The sequence below is a fragment of the Massilia oculi genome (assembly GCF_003143515.1).
GTDB classification, from domain to species: Bacteria; Pseudomonadota; Gammaproteobacteria; order Burkholderiales; family Burkholderiaceae_D; genus Telluria; species Telluria oculi.
Window position 1 is genome coordinate 971,683 of record NZ_CP029343.1, and the last position, 15,992, is coordinate 987,674.

Genomic DNA, 15,992 nt, shown 5'->3' on the forward strand with positions numbered 1-15,992 from the left:
TCAATAGCTGATCGTTCACGACGCCCCAAGGTGCGTGAGTGGGCGTTCGCGTTTTTCACGGAAAAGCCTCCATGCACCCAATGCTCAACACGGCCATCAAGGCCGCCCGCCGCGCCGCCACCGTCATCAACCGTGCGTCCTTCGACATCGATCGCATCGTCGTCTCTGAGAAGCAACACAACGATTTCGTCACCGACGTCGACCAGGCGGCGGAACAGGCGATCGTCGAAACCCTGCTCAAGGCCTATCCGACCCACGCCATCCTGGCGGAAGAGAGCGGCGCATCCGGCAACCTGAACGACGAGAGTGAATTCGTGTGGATCATCGACCCGATCGATGGCACCACCAACTTCCTGCACGGCTATCCCAATTACTGCATCTCGATCGCGCTCAAGCAACGCGGCGTGATCACCAACGGCCTGGTCTACGACCCGGTCCGCAACGACCTGTTCACCGCGACCAAGGGCGCCGGCGCCTACCTCAACGACAAGCGCATCCGCGTACGCGGCACCGAGCGCATCGGCCGCGCCCTGCTGTCGGCCGGCCACGGTCCCGATCCACGCGCGCTGGCCGAATACCTGCGCATGTACGAAGTGGTCGCTTCGCGCAGCCACGGCGTGCGCAGCGGCGGCTCGGCGGCACTGGAACTGGCGAACGTCGCGGCCGGCCGCATCGACGGCTATTTCGAAAAAGGCCTGAAGGTCTGGGATATCGCGGCCGGCGCCCTGCTCGTGACCGAGGCGGGCGGCATCGTTGGCGAATTCAATGGCGAGTCCGAATACCTGAACAAAGGCGACGTGATCGCCGCCGGCCCGAAGGTTTTCGGCGCGCTGGTCCCGCTGCTTTCGCCTTTCGCGTAAAATACCGGTTGTTCTGGTCGGGCTACTGGCAGGCTGCGCTTGTCGGTAGCCCGTTCGCTTTTCCAGGCGTCTTACAAAGCATTACATAGTAATGGCGCAAAAACTTTCTATCGTGAAACTAATTTCACTATAATCCTTGCTGGCCGCCTTGCGCGGCAGTGTCCGGGCAAGCGCTTGTTTGCGCGCCCGCATCAACCCGATTCCAGGACTTGCCGCCACTGTGGCGACGGGCCGTTTTTTACTGAAAAAATCTATGTCATTCTCTTCTCTTGGTCTCTCTGACGCGATCGTGCGCGCGGTGACCGAACAAGGTTATACCGCCCCGACGCCGATCCAGAGCCAGGCCATCCCGGCCGTCCTGAATGGCGGCGACCTGCTGGCCGGCGCCCAGACCGGCACCGGCAAGACCGCCGGCTTCACCCTGCCGATCCTGCACCGCCTGTCGAGCGACGCGGTGGGCGCCGCCCAGCGCAACAAGACCGCGCCGCGCGCCATCCGCGCGCTGGTGCTGACCCCGACCCGCGAGCTCGCGGCCCAGGTCGAGGAAAGCGTGCGCCTGTACGGCAAGTACACGAACCTGAATTCGGCCGTGATCTTCGGCGGCGTCGGCATCAACCCGCAGATCAAGCTGCTCAAGCACGGCGTCGACATCCTGGTCGCCACCCCGGGCCGCCTGCTGGACCACGCGGGCCAGGGCACCGTGGACCTGTCGAAAATCGAGATCCTGATCCTGGACGAAGCCGACCGCATGCTGGACATGGGCTTCATCCACGACATCCGCAAGGTGCTGGCCCTGCTGCCGCCAAAGCGCCAGAACCTGCTGTTCTCGGCCACCTTCTCGGACGACATCAAGGCGCTGGCCGACCGCCTGCTGGACAATCCGCAGTCGATCGAGGTCGCGCGCCGCAACTCGACCGTGGAAGTGATCGCGCAAAAAATCCACCCGGTGGACCGCGACAAGAAGCACCCGATGCTGGCGCACCTGATCAAGTCGAACAACTGGCACCAGGTGCTGGTATTCACGCGCACCAAGCATGGCGCCAACAAACTGGTGGAACAACTGGGCAAGGACGGCATCGGCGCGATGGCGATCCACGGCAACAAGAGCCAGTCGGCACGCACCAAGGCGCTGTCGGAATTCAAGGATGGCAGCCTGCAAGTGCTGGTGGCCACCGACATCGCGGCGCGCGGCATCGACATCGACCAGCTGCCGCACGTGGTGAACTACGACCTGCCGAATGTGCCGGAAGACTATGTCCACCGTATCGGCCGTACCGGCCGTGCGGGCGCGACGGGCGAGGCGGTGTCGCTGGTCTGCGTGGACGAGCACCAGATGCTGAAGGACATCGAAAAGCTGATCAAGCAAACGCTGCCGCGCGCAGTGATCCCCGGCTTCGAGCCCGACCTGAACGCCAAGCCGCAACCGATCCAGCTGCGGAGCGGCGCGCCAGGCCACGGGAACCGCGGTGGCCGTCCAGGCGGCGGCCGTGGCCACGGCGGTGGTGGCGGTGGTGGCGGTGGCGGCAAACCACGCACCCCCGGCACCGGCGCCCCCGCCGCCGCAAAGCGCCACAGCGGCCCCCGCCCCGCCTCCGCCGTCCGCCGCGACCGCTAATTCCATCGAGGGTCAGCTATCGAGGGTCAGCGTTGAATTATTGGGAAAGATTGTCACACCGCCCAGTTCTCCGACTTTACCCTCGGCTTGTCTGCGTTAAGTTATTACCCAACAATTAGGGTCGGAGTCGAATTAAGTGACAACTTTTAAATGTTGTCATTTAATTCGACTCCGACCCTCATTTATTTGTTCTCTCCCATCTATTGAATTGCCCGCTTACTGGGAATATCGATTCATCTCGTCAATTTTTCTGCCGCTTTTCATCAAAGCCTTACTCCTACGCTATTTTTGCCCCTCTAATTAATCAGGGTCAGCGTCGAATTATTGGCCAATAGCTATGATTAAACTTGGCAGCGGAAACGCGGCAAGGCACGCATTCCCTTAATCACTTACTCAGTAATCAGGGTCAAAGTAGAATTGTTTGACAACTTCGAAAGTTATCATTTAATTCTACTCTGACCCTGATTGTAGGGTGGTGAGGGTGGATTACCAGGGGAATTGATAATTGGCAAGGTGGGGCGTTGGGGGTTTGGAAGAATGGGGTTTTAGGGCTGGCGGGCGGGAGGATCGTGATGCTGCGTCGACTTGCGGTGGGGCTGGTGGTGGGGCTTGGCGTGCTGCTCGGCGGCTGCGCTTCGCAGGGGTCGGTCAGCTTGCAGGAGGTGCGCGAATTCGCGGATGCCTCGGCCAAGCTGGGCGGCTATGCGGAGTTGTCGCGGCGGTATCGCGACACCTACGAGCGCGAGCAGCCCTATCTGTCGCCGCAGGCCGAACGCATCGCGCGCGAGAACGATGTGCGGCGGCGCGCCGTGCATGACGACTTCGTCGCCATCCAGAAGACGCTGGTCCTGTATATGCAAACGCTCAGCCTGCTTGCGGGCGACGGTCGCTACGATTTGTCGGAGCGCATCGATGACCTTGGCAATGGGCTCAAGGCGAATGCGGAATCCGGCTTGCAGCAGCGGCATGTGGCGGCGTACACGGGGATGACCCGGCTGCTCACGCGCGTGATCGCCTCGGGTTACCAGAACCGCAGCGTCGACACCATGGTGCGTGACGGCGATGCGGATGTGCAGGTGCTGCTCGACGCCATGATCTCGCTCACCCGCCTCTATTACAAGACCAACGAGAATGAGAAGAAGACCGTGCTCGGCATCTTCGATGTGGAGCTTCCGTTTTCCAACCGCAACACCGATCGCATGCTCGTCACCCTGGCCAAGGTGCACTACCTGAACAAGTCGACCGAGTACAAGCTGATCGACCGCCGCTACGAGCTGGCCTTGCAAGGCTTGACCAAGGTGGCGCTCGGCCACCAGAAGATGCGCGAGAACATGAACAAGCTGACGGGCGACGAGACGCGGCGCATGCTCGCCGGCTACGCCCGCGACCTGCGCATGATCCGCGATGGGCTGAACGGCGATTGAGGAGGACGTCATGCAGGAGCCATCACACGACAAGACCACCCCCTCGGATGCGGATGCCGCGCAGGATGGTGCAACTCCGCCCCAGGCCACCACTACCGCCAGCGCCCAGGCCGCTCCAACCGCCAATGCCAAAGGCGACGCCATCAGGACCACTGACGGTGCTGGCGACCGCGGCGGCCTGTCCAGCATGCAGCAGGTGGTCGAACTGGCCGATGGCCTGTCGACGATCGCCGACCGCCTGCACGAACGCATCCTGCGCGAGATCCGCAGCTACGACGACCGCGGCGTCCCCGTCCCGGTGCAGGACGCCATGCGCCGCCTGCTGGACGATGAAATGGTGTTGCGCCAGCGCGCCAATACCTTGTATGCCGACGCCGCCGCCTTCGTCATCCAGGGCCTGGGCCAGCCGCAAAGCCGGCTCAATGCCCTCACCGCCGCCGCCGCCGAAAAAATCCGGCGCATCGGCGTGATCGGCGAAGTCACTGGTCTCGTCGGCGGCCTGCTGTCCCTGGCCGGCGCCGTCGCCGCCGGCCAGCCGACGCCGATCGTGCTGGCCATCGAGAAAATCCAGCTGCACAGCACCACCCTCGATGCGCTCACGCCGACGCCGCCGACGGCCGCGGCCTGAACCGCGGATGCCGACCAGGTGGCCGCCGCATGGCGGCCCCTACCCTCAGTACATATGCTGCCCGCCATTGATGGCGATATTGGCACCAGTCAGATAACCCGCCAGGTCCGACACCAGATAGGCCACCAGCCCCGCCACTTCCGCCGGCTTGCCCAGCCTGCCGACGGGGATTTGGGGCAGGATGCGGTCGCGCAGCACGTCCTGCGGCACTTTTTCCACCATGGCGGTGTCAAGGTAGCCGGGCGAGACCGTGTTGATCGTGATGCCGTGGCGCGCCACTTCCAGCGCCAGCGACTTGGTGAAGCCATGCATGCCCGCCTTTGCCGCAGCGTAATTAGCCTGACCGAAGGCGCCTTGCTGGCCATTGATCGAAGAGATATTGATGATGCGTCCCCAGCACTGCGCGATCATCGTCTCAAGCACCGGCCGGGTCATATTGAACACACTGTCGAGATTGGCGCCCATCACCGCATGCCAGTCTTCCTGGCTCATCTTGCGCATGCTGCGGTCGCGCGTGATGCCGGCGTTATTGACCAGGACGTCGATCCGGCCGAAGTCGTCCAGCACCCGGCGCACCACACTCTGGCAGGCATTGCCGTTGGTAACGTCGAGCTCGTAGGCCCGCACCTTGACGCCGTCCGCCTCCTGGGCAGCCAGCCAGGCGTCGCGGCGCGCATTCTGCGGCGAATGGGTTGCCGCCACCAGGACGCCCTCCGCATACAGGCGCCGGCACAATGCCGTGCCCAGCCCACCCATCGCCCCCGTCACCAGGGCTACCCGCCTCTCTTGCCGTGCTACCTTGTCTCCTGCCATGTCGACCTCCTGTTCTCGTTGGCGCCAATGGCGCGACTGCGAGCATCCGAGTGTAGGGAAACGACAACAGCAGGCTGTTGATTAGGATCAAGTGTGAAGGAGGCAAAGCCGAGGTGCAACGAACAGCGCAGCCAACGCGGTGCGCCGCTCCCTGGCGGTTCAAGCGATGATGTCGGGCCTGCTGCCGGGATCGAAATCGGCCCAGTCGCCACCGACAATATTGCCCTGGGCCCGCTCGATGTGGTGGGCGCCCAGCTGGCGCAGCAGGTCGACGGCGCGCGCCTGCAGGTCGGGATCGTCGAAGGCGACCGCCACCAGCATGCCGGCCTGACGCGGCGGCACGGCGTTCTCGCCGCCCTCTTCGGGTTCGCCCCGCTCTTTCATCTTGCTGAAGCTGAAGAGCGAGCCGATGTGGCCGCCCACCAGTCCACCGACCACCGGACCCAGCGGCCCGGTGACGGGCGAGGTGGCGGCGCCCACGGCCGCGCCGACGGCGCCGCCGGTGGCCACGCCCTTCACCACGCCTTCGGGCGCCTCCTTGGCGCCGGGCGACTGGATGTGGTCGCCGCCGATGGGCGTCATATCGTGCTGGCCGGGCTGGTTCAGGTAGAACCCGCTGATGCGGTCGGCATCGAATCCGGCATCGACCAGGGCGCCGCGCGCACGGTCGACGTCGTCCTGAAGCTGGAAACGTCCTGCGATGATGGTGGACATCGGCGATTCCTCCCCAATTTTACGTGGCAAATAGGTGGCAAAACGGTAGCTCAAGCGTACGCGGGCCGCGCCGGCCGCTCTGTACGCGATCGCACGCTGCTCATTGCCACCGATAGTACCCTGCTACCGCCACTGTCCATAGACCACCCCATAGCTCGGCGGTTCCTCCGCCGGGGGCGGTGGAGCGCTCTGCCATTGACGTGGATCGATCCGGTAATACTTGAGGAATTCCTCGTACAGGGCCGGATGGCGCGCCGCCAGCTGGTGCGGCTGCTCGAAGAAGCTTTCGGTGGCCACCGCGAAGAACTCGGCCGGATTGGTCGCGCCATAGTGATCGAGCACGCCCTGCATGCCCCACATGGCCTCCTGGCGCAGGTTGGCGTAGTCGCGTGACAGCACTTCGGACCAGCTGCGGTAACGCTCGCTGCTGCCCAGGTAGGGGGCGCCATTCGTATTGCCCGACTCGCTGTCGAGCTGGTGGGCGAATTCGTGCAGCACCACGTTGTGGCCGGCCGAGTCGGCATGGCCGGCGCGCCGCACATGGTCCCACGACAGGATCACGCGGCCATCGCCCCAGGATTCGCCCAGCAAGTCCTGGCGTTCCTCGGTTACCACGCCGGACACGTCGACCTGCTTGCGCGGCGCCAGGAAGGCGCCGGGATAGACCAGGATCAGGTCGAGCGTGGGATAGATGGCGGACTGGCCCGTGTCGCCGACCCGCCCCAGCAACAGCAGGCAGGCCTGGCCCGCGATCGTCACCCGCATCTCGTCGGTGACGTCCAGGCCGGCGCAGCCGACGAATTTCTTCTCGTGCAGGAATTGCTGGACCATGCGCTGCAGGCGCCGGCGCTGCCCCTCGTCCATCGCCCGGTATTGGGCGAGGTTGCGCGCCAGGATGGCGGCATGGGAGGCCGCCAAGGGCCGCGCCAGCGCCTGCCGCAGGCGCCACTTCGGCCACAGCCAGGCCGCCAGCACGGCCAGGCCCAGCGTACCGACTGCGATGGCTTCCATGGTCAGGCCTTGCCGGCCAGCCAGGCTTGCACCTCGTCGGCGCCGCCGATCAGCTCGCCGCCGACGAAGACTTGCGGCCAGGTCATGTGACCGGAGACGCCGCGCAGGACGATGGTATTGATCTTCTGGTCTTCGGAGATATCGGTATAGTGGATGTCGTTGTCGCGCAGCGCCTGCTTGGCGCGGGCGCAATGGGGGCAGCCGGGCCGCGAGAACATGACCACCGGTTCCGGCACTTCGGCATCCGGCGCCAGGTAGGCCAGCATGGTATCGGCGTCCGACACCTCGAACGGATCGCCTTCGCGCTCCGGTTCGATGAAGATTTTCTCGATCACGCCATCCCGCACCAGCATCGAATAGCGCCATGAGCGGCGGCCGAAGCCCAGCTCGCGCTTGTCGACCAGCATGCCCATGCCCTCGGTGAAGTCGCCGTTGCCATCCGGGATGACCGTGATATTGGCCGCGTCCTGGCCGGCCTTCCACTGGTTCATCACGAACGCATCGTTGACCGAGACGCACAGGATGTCGTCCACGCCATGCGAGCGCAGCACCGGCGCCAGTTCGTTATAGCGCGGCAAATGGGTCGAGGAACAGGTTGGTGTGAAGGCGCCTGGCAGGGAAAACACGACGACCGTGCGGCCCCTGAACAGCTCGTCGGAACTGAGATCACGCCATTGGTCGTCGGGCCTGGCCTTGAAGACCACGTTCGGGACTGGTTTGCCTTCCAGCGATTCGGCACTCGGTAACATCGTCACTCCTATCTGGTTGAACCCGCCGGCTGAGCGGCGGCATGGCAGACAGGTGAGGATTATTGACCGGTTTTCAACACAGGAGGTGCAATAAGTTGGTTACCTGAAGGGCCCTGCATGGTGGCCGCATAAAAACAAAGCCGCGCATGAAGCGCGGCAAAAATGACGACAGCGATCGTCGAACCGGAGCCGCTGCGGGTCTCTACCGCAGCGGTCCCGGGCGCGCACTCAGGCGCGTTCCTTGGCGGTTGCGGCGTTCTGGCCTGGCGCCGGGCCGAACAGTGCAGCCACCAGCGGGTCGCGCGCGACCGGGCTGCGGTTCACGCGGATGGCGTAATGGGTGTCATCGGCCAGGATGTGGAAATGGCGGCCGCTGCCGGCCATATTCTGTTCGCGCAGGCCTGGACGCTCCTTGCGTGGAGCGGCGCCCTCGCGCTTCGGCTGGCAGATGGCGGCCAGGAAGGCCTTGACGCGCTCTGGATCTGGCGAAATCTGGTACACGGCCTTGCCCAGGTAGGTGGCGGTGCCTTCGATATAGCGCGCCAGTTCGATCACGCCGGCTTCGCGCAGGTCGCGGATGTACTTGCGGGCGCCCGACGGCGAGAATTTGAGGAACCATGCGATCTCGTCGGCCAGCATTTCGTGGTTCGACAGCTCGTTGATCAGCTTTTGCATGTTTTCGATGCGACGCTGGGTGGCCGAGGTCGAACGCACACGCTCGATCGGGGCCAGCGAAATCGGGGCGCGCTCGGTCGGTTGTGGTGGGACGCGCTCGATCAGCGCCGAATTGCCGGAAGTGTGCACTGCGCCGGTTTCGCCTGGGGCCGCGTTGTGCTGAGTCGTTGCATGCATATCGATGAGCTCCAATATAGAGAGTGAGACTGTGTGGTCCGGGTCGCTGTGTGCCGTATGACACCCTGACAACATCTCGGTTCCGCTTAACTGGGCTCAAGATTGCCTGCATCAGACATCATGGTCTGTGCGCCATCCAACATTCGACAACATTCCTAAAAGCATTTTTTATCCTGCCCTGTCCAGCAAGTGACGATACAAAAAATGCAAGCCTTCTTTCGCAGTGCATGCATGCACCACATGACAATGTCAGGATGTCCTGTCACCCACCTAATGTAAATATGTCGATATGACAGCCGGGTGACAATCCTTGCGCACGGCACGCACACTCGGCACATGACAGCGTCGTTACAGTTCGTTTCATCTTGGAAATGTAGAGTTTTTACCACTGTTGTAAAATCGCACAGCCTTTCCACGTTGGGTGCGCTACCGCACCGAGCTTTTGGAACTTGCACTGTTATTCTTTATCCCACATCGCAGCTGACGTATGCGTTGTCATCAACTTTTAACCTACGGGAGTTACCTGTGAACAATACCAAGAAGATCGCCCTGGCCGCTGCACTGCTGTGCGCATCCAGCGCCACCCTCGCCCAAGAGATCAACCCATCGTGGTACATCCAGCCAAGCGTCAACCACGTGAAGCCGGATGCGGACTTCGGCGTGGACGATCGCGACACCGGTGGCGGCCTGAAGTTCGGTAAGGCGGTGCACCAGAACTGGGATATCCAGATCGGCGCCAGCCAGACCCGCTTCGAGCAAGGCATCAACGACTATCGCCAGACCCTGCTGGGCGTCGACGCCCTGCTGATGCTGAGCCGCGATCGCTTCCGTCCGTTCGTCCTGTTCGGCCTGGGCGCCGAGCGTGACAAGGTTGAGAACCGCGTCGTCGGCCGCTTCGTCGAGAAAAACTCGCCATACGCCACCGTCGGTATCGGTTTCCAGGCGAGCCTGACCCCGCAATGGTCGCTGCAAGCCGACCTGCGCACCGTGCGCGGCTTCCTGCGTGATGACGAAGAATTCGGCTTCAAGCGCAGCAACAACAAGATGCTGACCGTCGGCCTGAACTACGCGTTCAACCCGCCGCCAGCACCACCGGCACCGGCTCCAGCCCCAGTGGTCGAGGCGCCGCCTCCAGCACCGGCGCCAGTCGAACCGCCACCACCACCAGCACGCGTTTCCAGAAAGTGACCCTGGAAGCCACCAAGCTGTTCGCCTTCGACAAGGCTGAAGTGATCACCCCGGCGCCGAAGCTGGACGAGATCGCCGCTGCCCTGCAGGCCGACACCTCGGTCACCAACGTCGAAATCACCGGCTACACCGACCGCCTGGGTTCGGAAGCCTACAACCAGAAGCTGTCGGAGCGCCGCGCCAACGCCGTGCGCGAATACCTGGTCGGCAAGGGCATCGACGGCAACCGCCTGCGCGCCGTCGGCAAGGGCGAAGCCAACCCGCTGGTCGAGTGCAACCAGAAAAACCGCGCTCAGCTGATCGCTTGCCTGGAACCGAACCGCCGCGTCGAAGTCGACCAGATCACGGTCGAAGTGCCGGTGCAACAGTAATCGCTTAGGCGGTAACGCTTATTCGGGGGGCTTCGGCCCCTTTTCATTTGGAGGATGGGATATGGCAGAAAAAAAATGGTTCCCTTACACGCACCAGATTCTGAAAGTCCTGCGCTGCGCGGTAACGGAATGGCTGGACCACCGCGCCTCCAGCAAGGGAGCGGCACTGGCCTTCTACACCCTGTTCTCGCTGGCGCCGATCCTGGTGCTGGTGATCGCCGTCGCCGGTTTCTTCTATGGCGAGGAAGCGGCGCAAGGCCAGTTGCTGGCCGAGCTGCGCGGGCTGCTGGGTGCGCAGGGGGCGGACACGGTCCAGGCGATCCTGGCCGGCGCCCAGAACAAGGAAACGGGCCGCTTCGCCACGATCGTCGCCACCGTGCTGCTGATCGTCGGCGCCACCACCGTGTTTTCCGAGCTGAAGGACAGCCTGGACGAGATCTGGGGCCTGCCGGCGCCGCCGGACGCCGGCATCTGGAATACGATCCGCACCCGCCTGCTGTCGTTCGGCATGGTCCTGGTGTTGGGTTTCCTGCTGATGGTGTCCCTGGTCGTCAGCGCCGCCACCACGGTGGCCGAGAAGTTCATCACCGGTGTGTGGCAGGAAGCCGCCATCGTCATGGGCTGGATCGCCTCCGGCATCGGCTTCCTGGTCATCGCCACGCTGTTCGGCGTGATCTACAAGCTGCTGCCGCGCGTGCGGCTGTCGTGGAAGGACGTCACCATCGGCGCGCTCGGCACCGCCGCGATGTTCACGCTGGGTAAATTCGGGATCGGGCTGTATATCGGCAACAGCGGCACCACCGACAGCTTCGGCGCCGCCGGTTCGCTGATCGCCCTGCTGCTGTGGGTGTATTATTCGGCGCAGATCTTCTTCCTGGGCGCCGAATTCGCGCGCCAGTACGCCCTGCAAATGGGTAGCTTGCACAACAAGCCGAAGGAAATCACGGGCGTCGAACCGAAGGCCAGGACGGCCTGAGGCATTGTGGGGTGGGAGGCAGCGCCTTTTCACCCCACCCGGATTATTCTCCCAGCAGCTCCGACACCACTTCCATCCCCTCGACCCGCTCGGCCACCACCTTCAGCACCATCACCACCGGCACGCCGAGCAGCAAGCCCCATACGCCCCACAACCAGCCCCAGAACAGCAGGCTGACGAAGACCGCGGCCGGATTCATGCGCGCGATCTTGCCGGTCATCCAGGTGGCGACGACCATGCCCACCAGGGTCGCGATCACCAGCGAAGCGCCGGCCACCAGCATCACCATGCTCAGGGTCTCGAACTGCAGGAAGGCCGCCATCCCGGTCGCGACCGTGATGACGAGGGGACCGAAATACGGCATCAGGTGGGCCACGCCGGCGAAGGCGGCCCAGGCGCCTGCGTTCTCGAGGCCGATCAGGCGCAGCGCGCCCCACATCATGAGGGCGAGCAGGATATTGGTCACCAGGAGCATGAACATATAGCTCTGGATCGAGGTATTGATGTCGTCGAGGATATGGACCGTGACTTTCTTGCGCGTGAGCGAGGGGCCGGTGAGCTTGACCAGCTTGCGCTTGAAAGTGTCGCCCGCCAGCAGCAGGAAGAACACCAGGAACACGACCATGGTCGCCTGCGACATGAAGGCGGCCAGGCTCATCGAGCCGGCCAGCACCCAGTCCATCACGCGGATCGGCGAACTCGCGGCGGCGGCCGGCGGCGGATACTGGCGCCGCTGCTGCGCCAGGCGCTTGGCGTCGGCGCCGACATTGCTTGCGGCGCGCTCGATTTCGGCCGCCGCCGCCTGCATCTGCTGCAGGGTCGAGCGCTGGCCGCTGGTATTGGTAAGGATGCGCGTGACCTTGTGGGTCAGCGTCGGCAATTCGTCGAGAATGTTGAAGAACTCGCCCTGCAGCCGGTACAGGGTGCCCGCCATCGCGCCCACGATCACGGCCGTGACCAGGGTGGCGCCGATGATGCGCTTGATGTGCCAGCGTTCGAGCCAGCGCACGACGGGATTGAGGGTATAGGCGATCAGGATGCCGAGCAGCAGCGGCACGAAGAATTTCTGCGCCCACTGGAGCGCGAACACGAAGGCGATGGTGGCGAGGATGCCGAGCGACAGTCCGCGTGCATTGACGTGCAGCGGTACACGCATGCCGCCGATGTGCAAGGCGAAGTCGTCGCCAGCCGCGCGCGTTTCCGCGCGGGCGGCGTCGCCAGGAGGGGCGGCTGGTTCAGGCGAAGGGTTGGAAGCTGCCGGCATGGCCGGATCGGTTGGTGCTAGCTGCATGGTTTGCCTGAACGAGATGCCGGGCCGCCCCGGTTACCCGTATATTATTTCACACGAATGTCGTTCTTGACCGAAGTCACGCCTTTGACGCCACGGGCGATTTCGACGGCGCGCTGCGCGTCGCGGGCATCGGCCACGAAGCCCGACAGCTGGACGTCGCCCTTGAAGGTTTCGACGTTGACTTCGCGTGCCTTCACGTTCGGGTCGTTGATCAGGGCAGCCTTGACCTTGGTGGTGATCACGGTATCGTCGACGTATTCGCCGGTGCTGGCTTGCTGGTTGGTCGACGAGCAGCCGACGGCGGTGATGGCGACGGTGGCGACGAAAGCGGCGGAAATGAGGTTCTTGGCGATTTTCATGATGGCTCCTTATTGATAGTCATGGTGGTGCAATACCCTTGCGGGCGGGTTGGGCGGCGCCGGCAATCCGGCCCGCAGGTTCTTTCATTTGCCGTAGGCCGTCCGGGTGGTGCTGACGCACCCTTCCTTGACGTCACCGGCGAAGGCATCGCACTTCTGCAGTGCGACGCGGTATTCGGCATCGATCCTGGCGTCCTGCGCTTCGAGGCGCGCCTCGATCGCCTTGCGGTCGGCGCGGGCGTCGGCCTGGCTGGCCACCAGGGTCGCCTTGGCCTGGCGCTGGCATACTTCACGGTCGTTGCCGAGCGCGGCGCCGCAACGCGTCTTGTCGCGCTCGTAATAGGCCGAGGCGATGCGCATGCGCGCCTGGGTATAGGCCGCCAGCGTGTTCTTGTAGGCGGCGCCCGCTTCTTCCTCGACACGCACGCGGGCGGCTTTAGCGTCGGCGACGCAAATCTCGTGCGGGACACCAGCCACCGCATCGCAGCGCGCCTTGGCTGCGTCGTAGGAAGCTTCGGCGGCATCCATCGCCTGTTGATAGACGGTCTTCGGCTCCGGCGCCGGCTGCTGGGCGACAGCCTGGCCAGCCCAGCCGAGGGCTGCACCGATCAGAAGGAGCACGTGGGACGTCTTCATTGTTTTTGTTCTCCATTTGTCAACATTGGAGACATCTTTACATGCCGCGCAACCGGCTTCTGTTCGATGCCGAACACAAGCAACAGACTGTTGGCCCGCGCATACAAATGAGTAGATTCAGAAAGAGCCGCCAGCCGCGATCGGACGCGCCGCCCATCGCTAAAAGCGCGATCGCGGCCGGCTCTACTCTCCAAACAAGGTGGGTGCGGCAACGCACAGACCCTCATTGGGCACCTGACTATTCTGGACATATACTTTTGTCAGGAGAACAACATGAATGCTAACCGTAAATTTATCGTCGCCCTGCTGGCGACCGGCGCGCTTCTCACTGGCTGCGCCAGCAACAGCTCCCAGCCCTACGGCTACAACAATGGATACGGCTCGGGCAGCAGCACCGCCTCGGCCGGCTACGGCGTGATCGAATCGATCCAGGTGGTCCAGGGCGAGAACCGCACCAGCGGCGCCGGCGGCGTGCTGGGCGGTGTGGTCGGCGCACTGGCCGGCAGCCAGATCGGTAGCGGCAGCGGCCGAACTGCGGCGACCGTGGCCGGCGGCCTGGCTGGCGCCGTCGTTGGCAACAACGTCGAGAAGAACCGCAACGCCGCAGGCCCGGAGATGTACCAGATCAATATGCGCATGGATAACGGCGAATACCGCGCCGTGACCCAGGACAGCGCCTATGATCTGCGCGTGGGCAACCGCGTGCGCATCGTCGACGGCCGCGTCTACCGCTACTGATCCAGCGGTATCAGACAGCTGGAGGCAAGCATGGCTACTCTCACCCGCATCATGCGCGGCGCCTGCGCCTGTGCACTGGCCGGCGCCGCCTTCGCGGCATCCGCCCACGCATCGGCCCAGGCATCGGCCCACGCATCGGCCCACGCATCGGCCCAAGAAACCGCGCAAGCCGGCACCGACGCCGCCGTCAACCCGACCGTCGCCCGGCAGCAGGCCCAGGAAATCGCCAAAGGCGATCCACCGCGCTGGTACCGCGACGATCCGGCGCAGCAAACGCTGCGCAAGGAGCTCGGCGCGGCGCTGCAGGAAGCGCAGAACGCCTGCCGCAAGGCGCCCGCGGCAGAACGCAAGTCGTGCATGCAAGAGGCGCGCGCCACCTGGCAGCGCGAGACGGCGCAGCTCGGCAAGCCGATGCCGCGGCAATAGGTTCCAGGCGCACCAGCGAAAGCGGCCACTCCGATGGCCGCTTTTTTTCGCCTATTTCTTCTTGCGCCGCGGCGGCAGCGGATACACGTCGGCCACCAGGATGCTGTCGCCGATCTGGCGGCTGGGCGAGGCCGCATCGTGCACCACCAGCAGCCCCTCTTCGCGTCCTTCCTGGCTCGAAAACAGCGAGATGCCTTCCGGATGGTCGACGCCGTGTCCGAACGGCAGCGACAGCACGTGTTCCAGCTGGCCCCGGCTCACCACCGAGGCCTTGTCGGGCCGCGCCCCGCCGGGCCAGCGCAACAGGGTCACCGGCCCGTCGAGGTCCATCGTCGGCCCGGCCAGGATCAGGAGATCCTTGCCTTGCACGCACAGGTCGCGGATGCCCAGTCCGTCCAGGTCGAGGAAATGCTTGCGGTACAGGGCGCCTTCGTCGTCGAGCGGCGCCAGCCGCAGCCAGCCCTCTTCGCCATCCTCGACCGGCGCCACTTCGACGATCGCGGCCCAGCCGCGCAGCACCGGGCCACGCAGGCCCAGCAGCACATGCTTGCCGGCCAGGGCGATGCCCTCGATATCGAAACCATTGTCCTTGCCGGGAATGGCCAGGAAGGGACCGAAGTGCTCGTCCTGCCGCAACAGCCCCGTCAATTCGTTGCCGTGCTCGTCGCCGCGCAGCAGCGCCGCGGTGCGCCGCCTGCCCTTGTCCACGGCTTCCTTCTGCAGTGTGAAGCCGCCGTCCTGCCTGACGAGGGGGATGCGCGCCAGCAGGTAGCGGTTGCCGTCGGCGCTGACGCTGGCCAGGCGCTTGTGCGTGCGCCGCACGCCGTCGCCCTCGTCCGGCCGCTTGCGGCGCAGGCTGTGCGAGCCGGTCAGCCACAGGTAGTCGCCGTCGCTGGCCAGGCCCTCGATATCGGCTTCGTTGATGCGCTTGCTTCCCTCCTCATGCGGCGGCAGGGGCAGCTGCAGGAAGTCGTGCAACGCGAACTGGCGGTGTGCGCGCGTAAAACTGGTCTTGCCGCGACTGTCCTCGGCCGCCAGCGTCAGGCGCTCGATGCTGAGCGACTCGTCGTTGGCCAGCCACAAGGTATCGCCCATGCGCAGGGCCACCGACAGGCCATTGCGCAATTCCTTGTCGGGGCTGAGGTCATCGCGTTCAGGATGGAATTCGAGCAGGACGATATTGGACGGATGCATGCTGCGCCTCGCGATTTGACGACGGCATGACCCAGCGCCTGCTCACGGCGCGTCAACCGCCAGCCGCTGCGTGCGTTATAGGGACAGCCGACAAAAAAAGACGGCGTCCAATCCCCGATTGCGACGCCGCTCAAGCCCCACCATATT

At 64.2% G+C, this 15,992-nt stretch carries 18 protein-coding genes; 9 read left to right on the forward strand and 9 right to left on the reverse strand.

Annotation, left to right across the window (positions count from 1 at the left end; all coding sequences use genetic code 11):
- Positions 1–80: 80 nt before the first annotated feature.
- From DIR46_RS04540 to DIR46_RS04555, 4 genes are all read left to right on the forward strand, one after another.
- Positions 81–860, forward strand: coding sequence for an inositol monophosphatase family protein (locus tag DIR46_RS04540; protein ID WP_040777633.1), 780 nt, complete (start codon positions 81–83; stop codon positions 858–860).
- 253 nt (positions 861–1,113) lie between these two features.
- Positions 1,114–2,475, forward strand: a complete 1,362-nt coding sequence (locus DIR46_RS04545; protein ID WP_109344176.1) for a DEAD/DEAH box helicase — start codon at positions 1,114–1,116, stop codon at positions 2,473–2,475.
- Between the two features lie 572 nt (positions 2,476–3,047).
- Positions 3,048–3,899, forward strand: coding sequence for a hypothetical protein (locus DIR46_RS04550; protein ID WP_109344177.1), 852 nt, complete (start codon positions 3,048–3,050; stop codon positions 3,897–3,899).
- A 10-nt stretch (positions 3,900–3,909) separates the two neighbouring features.
- A complete protein-coding gene (locus tag DIR46_RS04555) occupies positions 3,910–4,527 on the forward strand; it encodes a hypothetical protein (protein WP_109344178.1) in 618 nt (205 codons plus the stop codon).
- Between the two features lie 45 nt (positions 4,528–4,572).
- On the opposite strand, the gene phbB is transcribed toward DIR46_RS04555, so the two are convergent.
- The 5 genes from phbB to DIR46_RS04580 all read right to left on the reverse strand — a co-directional run bounded on the left by phbB (position 4,573) and on the right by DIR46_RS04580 (position 8,666).
- Entirely contained in the window at positions 4,573–5,340 is a 768-nt protein-coding gene (gene phbB / locus DIR46_RS04560; protein WP_109344179.1) for an acetoacetyl-CoA reductase, read from the reverse strand.
- A 159-nt stretch (positions 5,341–5,499) separates the two neighbouring features.
- Positions 5,500–6,054, reverse strand: a complete 555-nt coding sequence (locus tag DIR46_RS04565; protein WP_109344180.1) for a hypothetical protein — start codon at positions 6,052–6,054, stop codon at positions 5,500–5,502.
- A 123-nt stretch (positions 6,055–6,177) separates the two neighbouring features.
- Positions 6,178–7,065 (reverse strand): M90 family metallopeptidase, encoded by an 888-nt coding sequence (locus DIR46_RS04570; protein ID WP_109344181.1) that lies wholly within the window; start codon positions 7,063–7,065, stop codon positions 6,178–6,180.
- A 2-nt stretch (positions 7,066–7,067) separates the two neighbouring features.
- On the reverse strand, positions 7,068–7,814 hold the full coding sequence (locus tag DIR46_RS04575) for a glutathione peroxidase (protein WP_109344182.1): 747 nt from the start codon (positions 7,812–7,814) through the stop codon (positions 7,068–7,070).
- Positions 7,815–8,042: 228 nt separating this feature from the next.
- Complete coding sequence (locus DIR46_RS04580) at positions 8,043–8,666, reverse strand: winged helix-turn-helix domain-containing protein (RefSeq protein ID WP_109344183.1); 624 nt, start codon at positions 8,664–8,666, stop codon at positions 8,043–8,045.
- A gap of 525 nt (positions 8,667–9,191) precedes the next feature.
- On the opposite strand from DIR46_RS04580, the gene DIR46_RS27735 reads away from it, so the two are divergent.
- The 3 genes from DIR46_RS27735 to DIR46_RS04590 all read left to right on the forward strand — a co-directional run bounded on the left by DIR46_RS27735 (position 9,192) and on the right by DIR46_RS04590 (position 11,201).
- Positions 9,192–9,854: an outer membrane beta-barrel protein gene (locus DIR46_RS27735; RefSeq protein WP_307719127.1), complete on the forward strand. Its 663-nt coding sequence runs from the start codon at positions 9,192–9,194 to the stop codon at positions 9,852–9,854.
- Entirely contained in the window at positions 9,851–10,225 is a 375-nt protein-coding gene (locus DIR46_RS27740; RefSeq protein WP_307719128.1) for an OmpA family protein, read from the forward strand. Before DIR46_RS27735 ends, DIR46_RS27740 begins: the two co-directional genes overlap by 4 nt.
- A gap of 61 nt (positions 10,226–10,286) precedes the next feature.
- Positions 10,287–11,201, forward strand: a complete 915-nt coding sequence (locus DIR46_RS04590; protein ID WP_109344184.1) for a YihY/virulence factor BrkB family protein — start codon at positions 10,287–10,289, stop codon at positions 11,199–11,201.
- 43 nt (positions 11,202–11,244) lie between these two features.
- Here the strand turns inward: DIR46_RS04590 and DIR46_RS04595 are convergent, their stop codons facing one another.
- The 3 genes from DIR46_RS04595 to DIR46_RS04605 all read right to left on the reverse strand — a co-directional run bounded on the left by DIR46_RS04595 (position 11,245) and on the right by DIR46_RS04605 (position 13,487).
- Positions 11,245–12,492 carry an AI-2E family transporter gene (locus DIR46_RS04595; RefSeq protein ID WP_109344185.1) on the reverse strand — a complete coding sequence of 416 codons (1,248 nt, stop codon included), beginning with the start codon at positions 12,490–12,492 and terminating at the stop codon, positions 11,245–11,247.
- Between the two features lie 44 nt (positions 12,493–12,536).
- Positions 12,537–12,851, reverse strand: coding sequence for a BON domain-containing protein (locus DIR46_RS04600; protein ID WP_109344186.1), 315 nt, complete (start codon positions 12,849–12,851; stop codon positions 12,537–12,539).
- Positions 12,852–12,935: 84 nt separating this feature from the next.
- Positions 12,936–13,487, reverse strand: a complete 552-nt coding sequence (locus tag DIR46_RS04605; protein WP_109344187.1) for a hypothetical protein — start codon at positions 13,485–13,487, stop codon at positions 12,936–12,938.
- Positions 13,488–13,760: 273 nt separating this feature from the next.
- Here DIR46_RS04605 and DIR46_RS04610 point away from each other — a divergent pair, with 273 nt between their 5' ends.
- Positions 13,761–14,225: an outer membrane lipoprotein gene (locus tag DIR46_RS04610; protein WP_005671333.1), complete on the forward strand. Its 465-nt coding sequence runs from the start codon at positions 13,761–13,763 to the stop codon at positions 14,223–14,225.
- A gap of 30 nt (positions 14,226–14,255) precedes the next feature.
- Positions 14,256–14,651 (forward strand): hypothetical protein, encoded by a 396-nt coding sequence (locus DIR46_RS04615; RefSeq protein ID WP_109344188.1) that lies wholly within the window; start codon positions 14,256–14,258, stop codon positions 14,649–14,651.
- Between the two features lie 51 nt (positions 14,652–14,702).
- Here DIR46_RS04615 and DIR46_RS04620 read toward each other — a convergent pair whose 3' ends face one another.
- Positions 14,703–15,845 (reverse strand): DUF3616 domain-containing protein, encoded by a 1,143-nt coding sequence (locus DIR46_RS04620; RefSeq protein ID WP_109344189.1) that lies wholly within the window; start codon positions 15,843–15,845, stop codon positions 14,703–14,705.
- Between the last annotated feature and the right edge of the window lie 147 nt (positions 15,846–15,992).